Annotated in this window: 4 protein-coding genes; 2 read left to right on the forward strand and 2 right to left on the reverse strand. The window is 52.8% G+C overall.

What is annotated here, in order from left to right; genetic code table 11:
- Window positions 1-219: 219 nt before the first annotated feature.
- Window positions 220-996, reverse strand: coding sequence for an ATP-binding protein (locus tag CIK74_RS01745; RefSeq protein WP_240520427.1), 777 nt, complete (start codon window positions 994-996; stop codon window positions 220-222).
- Window positions 993-2,570 (reverse strand): IS21 family transposase, encoded by a 1,578-nt coding sequence (gene istA / locus CIK74_RS01750; RefSeq protein ID WP_205738220.1) that lies wholly within the window; start codon window positions 2,568-2,570, stop codon window positions 993-995. The genes CIK74_RS01745 and istA overlap by 4 nt, the downstream gene beginning before the upstream one ends.
- A 336-nt stretch (window positions 2,571-2,906) precedes the next feature.
- Here istA and CIK74_RS01755 point away from each other — a divergent pair, with 336 nt between their 5' ends.
- Together CIK74_RS01755 and CIK74_RS01760 are read left to right on the forward strand one after the other, a co-directional pair.
- A complete protein-coding gene (locus tag CIK74_RS01755) occupies window positions 2,907-3,107 on the forward strand; it encodes a helix-turn-helix domain-containing protein (RefSeq protein WP_096253988.1) in 201 nt (66 codons plus the stop codon).
- Window positions 3,104-4,300, forward strand: a complete 1,197-nt coding sequence (locus tag CIK74_RS01760) for a HipA domain-containing protein (protein ID WP_096253984.1) — start codon at window positions 3,104-3,106, stop codon at window positions 4,298-4,300. Before CIK74_RS01755 ends, CIK74_RS01760 begins: the two co-directional genes overlap by 4 nt.
- Window positions 4,301-4,631: the final 331 nt, after the last annotated feature.

The following is a 4,631-nucleotide window of genomic DNA, read 5'->3' on the forward strand; positions in this document are numbered from 1 at the left end:
GGTTCTGCCTGGAAGGGTGGTGCGAAATAGCCTCAAATGGTACTTCTGTTCTGACGACTTGGTACCGCCCCGACTGAATAGTTGGAACTGCGATTCTGACTACTTGGTACGGCTGCCAAGATTTGGATGGATTGGCCAAGGGCTCGGCAAGACGCGCCCTTGGCCAATACTATTTAATTGAAGGGTTCGGGAATCAGCTGTTTAGGGACGGGGTAGGACCTATTCCCAAAAGCCAGCTGCGTCCCGAGCCTTCTCACCATTAATCTGTCGCATGTCTGTTTTGCCGAGCAGCAACCACCTGGTGTTGTTCGCCAATCGATTCACGATGGAATCACCTGCCACCTTGTCAGGCATCACCTTAACCCAATAGGACGGATCCGTTTGACTGACGATAACCGTCGGCAAACGATGTTCCCGATCAGCCAGCACAGCAAACAAGTCACTGGCGATGTTCTGGTCAATTCCCACGGTAAGGAAATCGTCAATGATCAACAGATCCGTCTCTTGGAGCCTTTCCAATAGTTGATGATGTTCCCTGCGGTCCTCACGAGCCATCATCAACAGGCGTGCCAGGTCATCCATGCGTGTGTAGTAAACCGAGTGCCCGCTATGGCAGGCGGCAACTCCAATCGCGCAAGCGATATAAGTCTTTCCCCCGCCGGTAGGTGAAATGATCAGCAGGTTCGTCGGATCAGTACGCCATTCATGGTTGGCGTACCGTTTCATCCGGGCCTGATCGATGTTGCGACCGGGCAGGTAGTGCAACTCCGCGATATTGGCACTTGGCAAGGGGAACTGGGCTTGCTTAATGAGCTTGCTGGTCTTCTGCGACTGGCGAATTCCCAGCGTATGGTCCACCGCATTCATGAACACTTCTTCCGGAAGCAGTCTGTCATTGCTCTCGTCGTTGGTCAGCTCGAAGAACTTCGCAGCAAAAACGGTGAGGCGCAGATCTTTGATTTTCTGATGGTCTTCACTGGTAAGCATATGATTCATCCCCGGCTCTTATAGTGGTCCGCATCCCGCACAAACGCTCCCGGAATGCTTTGCATTGGTTCCAGATTCTTGGTGTTCTGCGCTGCTGGCCCTGAAACATGCTCCTGCTGCTTCCTGGCGTCGGCCAAGGTGGCCATTACGCGTTTGAGCGCCGTGTAATTCGGGTAACCATTGATGTTCAACATCTCTTGGCAAGCCTCCTCTAACGATGGGCTCTTCTTGCGTCCTAACTCGGTGAGGATGTTACGGCAGGATAAGAACGCCTGGGCTTCCACTTTGCTTCGGTCCAAGATCTGAGTGATGACCTGAACCGTCGCCGGCCCGTAGCTTCGTGCATTGCTCAAGAACCAGTCCCGAGTCCAGAGACCTTGCACGTCCTGATGATGCTTGGGCGCATGGGCCAGCTCAGTGGAATACTGACCACGCCGGCCGTGCTTACGCGGGTGTTCACATACTTTGGATTGCCCATCAAAAAGGCTGATCCTGGTGGTGGTAATCCGTGCGGAGAGAACTTTTCCGGCAAGCTGATAGGGCACGGAGTAGTGCTGATAGTCGCTGGTCACGTGGTAGTTCCGACCGACTTTTAACTGTTTATAGTCGACGTCTTCATACCGTTGCTTCGGCAAGGGCTGCAGCACTGGTGCTTCCTCAGCGTCGAAGACTTCACGTCGGGTGGTCTGATTGACCCTGCGCAAATTCTCGTTGATGTCTTCGAGTTGCTCGCTCACTGCTTCGTTCAGCTCCTCGAACGAAGTCCATGTCTGCGGGTCGAGGTAGCCGATGATACGTGTTTCAACGGTCTGCACCATGCGCTCGACATGGGCCTTGTCGCGTGGGCGGTTCGATCGGGCTGGGACGATCGCAGTTTGATAATGCTCAGCCAACTGGCGGTAGGCCTTCGTGACCACGACTTCCTTGTCTCCACGCTTTCGGCGGTGCGTAGCGGTCGCTGCGTTATCTGGCACGATCATCTGCACCACTCCACCGAAGAACTCCAGTGCGTTCACATGCGCTTCGTTCCACGCGTGTTGCTTCATATCGCTGAAGGCCTTGCAGAATATTAGGCCGGAGAAGGGCAAAGACGCGACGAAGAAATAGGCTTTGAACGTTTCTCCGGTGACCGTGTCGAGGACCTTCATGGTGGGTCCGGCCCAATCCACGAACATGGCTTTGCCAGGTTCGTGTTGCAGGGTGGCGACCACGTCGTTGGTTGCGGCGAACCGGTTGAACAGTGCGCAGTACTGGGAGTAACTGTATTTTTTCTGCGTGCTGGTTCCAGCTACGTATTTAACCCAGCCTTGTTGCAGTTTGAAGAAACGGTTGTGCTTGATTTCTTCAATGATCTGGGCGAAGTGCGGGTCGGCATAATCTGCAGACATCGTTCGGCGGCCGTCGGGGAAGAGCTTCTCAATATCTATAGCGGTCATTGCAGCGAAACGTTCGGCGGTGATGCCGTCGGTGCTGATGGCCTTTTTCACTGCGGCGATATCGCGGCGTGAGCATCCCAGAGATCTGGTGATTTCGTCATAGGTTCGGTGCTTGAACACCATGGACATGATGGTTTGGTAATCCACCAAGAGGTTTCTCCTTTGAACTGGCCACCACACGGTGTTGTGTGACGGTTAGTTCAGAGGATCAGGTGGAGGTTACAGGCAGTTCCATGTCTTCAGAACAGCGGTACCAAGTCGTCAGAACATTGGTTCCAACTCGCGCTATTTGGCAGGTGGGACCCTTTTTCTGTTTAAGGACACTGATCCACGAGAGCACTGATCGGTTAGGTCCACGCGCTTTTGGTTCACGGTGGCTGAGGTAAAAAGAATACGGCAGTATATTGCCGGATGATAGTTAATCAGGCGCTACACTGGATACAGGATCATAAACGGCGGCATATTGCCGGTTCGGAGTTTACGTTGAATTCTTTATTGGAAATTGGCGCTGCGCTGCAGCTTTCTCGAAAAGAGAATGCCTTGACTCAGGAGCAGCTGGCTGACCTAGCTAACATCTCCGAGCGCACCGTGCGGGCCATCGAAACCGGTACGGGTAACCCTTCTATAGGAGCTGTGCTTTCCGTTGCTAGCGTCCTTGGGCTCAAGATTGTTGTTCAGAAGTGAATCGGGATCTAGCAGATCTGAAGCGGGTCGATAAGGCAGATGTTTATCAGAACCGTATATTGGCGGGGCGTTTGGAACGTCGTGGTGACGGTTATATCCAATTCAGTTATACCGACGAGTTTTTACAATCAGGTATGCCGGGCATTGCTACGTCCCTACCTTCTTCCGCAGCACCCCTAGTTGCTCCTGGTGGTGGGGTGCCTGCGTTCTTTTCTGGACTCTTACCAGAAGGTCACCGTCTCACAGTCTTGAAGAACGCCACTAAAACCAGCCTCGCTGATGAAATGACTTTATTGATGGCAGTCGGTTCCGATACTCCGGGCAACGTTCGTATCGTGCCTAGCGGTTCGAAACTGATGATGCCAGCGGCGGTCGCGACGATCGATGATCCTGCGACTTTGGACTTTACATTGCTGACAAGAACTCTTGATCTGCATTCGATTCCGGGTGTTCAGGAAAAGATTAGTGCCACCATGCTGACGACGCCTTTAGCAATGGGGGAAGGAGCGTATCTCCTTAAGCTGGATCCGCGAGATCACCCGTACCTCGTTGCCAACGAAGCTCTGCACCTGCAGGCGGCCAAATCGCTGAAACTGCCGGTTGCTAAAAACAAGGTAGTACATGATGGACAGAATGTTCCTGGACTACTTGTTGAACGCTTTGACCGGAAGTACGTTCCAGGCCAAGCTGAAGTTACGCGGTATGCATTAGAAGACGGGCTGCAGGTGCTCGACTTACCGCCAGCCGTTAAGTACTCGGTCAGTGCCGAGCAAGTCGCTGACGGTTTGGCTGGATATTGCCAAGCGCCGGTGATAGCGAAACGAAGTTTGTATCTTCAGTTCCTCTTCGCTTGGTTGACAGGTAACGGAGATCTGCACGGAAAGAATCTTTCAATACTTGCGGACTCTTCAGGGAAGTTTACGATGGCCCCGATGTATGACGTCCCTTGCACGCTTATTTACGGAGATGACACCATGGCGCTGTCTCTATCGGGCAAAACTAAGAACCTAAAGAGTAAGCATTGGCTGGAGTTCGGCCGGTACTTGGGGTTGACGGAAAGAGCGGTCTTGTCAGCGAATCAATTAGCTTTGAAGGCAGCTAGCTTGGCCAGGTTGGAGACACTGCCGATCGATGGTTCGCCGTTACGCGGTACAGTGCGCGAACTACGTTTTAGGCGTATGGAAGTGGCGTAGCCTTCTTCAATGATTTGGCTTCATGCCGGCATCTAGCATTAGGTCAGTGCCAGCATTTGGGGAATTGCATTTGCCCCTTGGTAAGCCGTCGAAAGATCGGTCGCACTATTAGGCGAAGTTTTTCTCGTTGGCCAGTAGAGGCGATCTCCATAAACGGGACAGTCATCGCGTCTCATAGTCGTCTAGCTCTATATGGTGCCGGGTAGTTTCTCGCGACATGTACCCGCAATCGTGGGGCCTGGCAGAAGGTGCATAAATTACCGAATTAGGGCAGTAATAATTTACTCTAATTCTTTGTGTGCACGGTCACTGTGGAAAAGAGGCCACCGAT

The sequence above is a fragment of the Glutamicibacter sp. BW77 genome (assembly GCF_002332285.1).
Lineage (GTDB): Bacteria > Actinomycetota > Actinomycetes > Actinomycetales > Micrococcaceae > Glutamicibacter > Glutamicibacter bergerei.

Excerpts from the sequence above, each read along its gene's own strand:
- CIK74_RS01745 (WP_240520427.1), bottom strand. The coding sequence starts at position 996 with ATGAATCATATGCTTACCAGTGAAGACCATCAGAAAATCAAAGATCTG.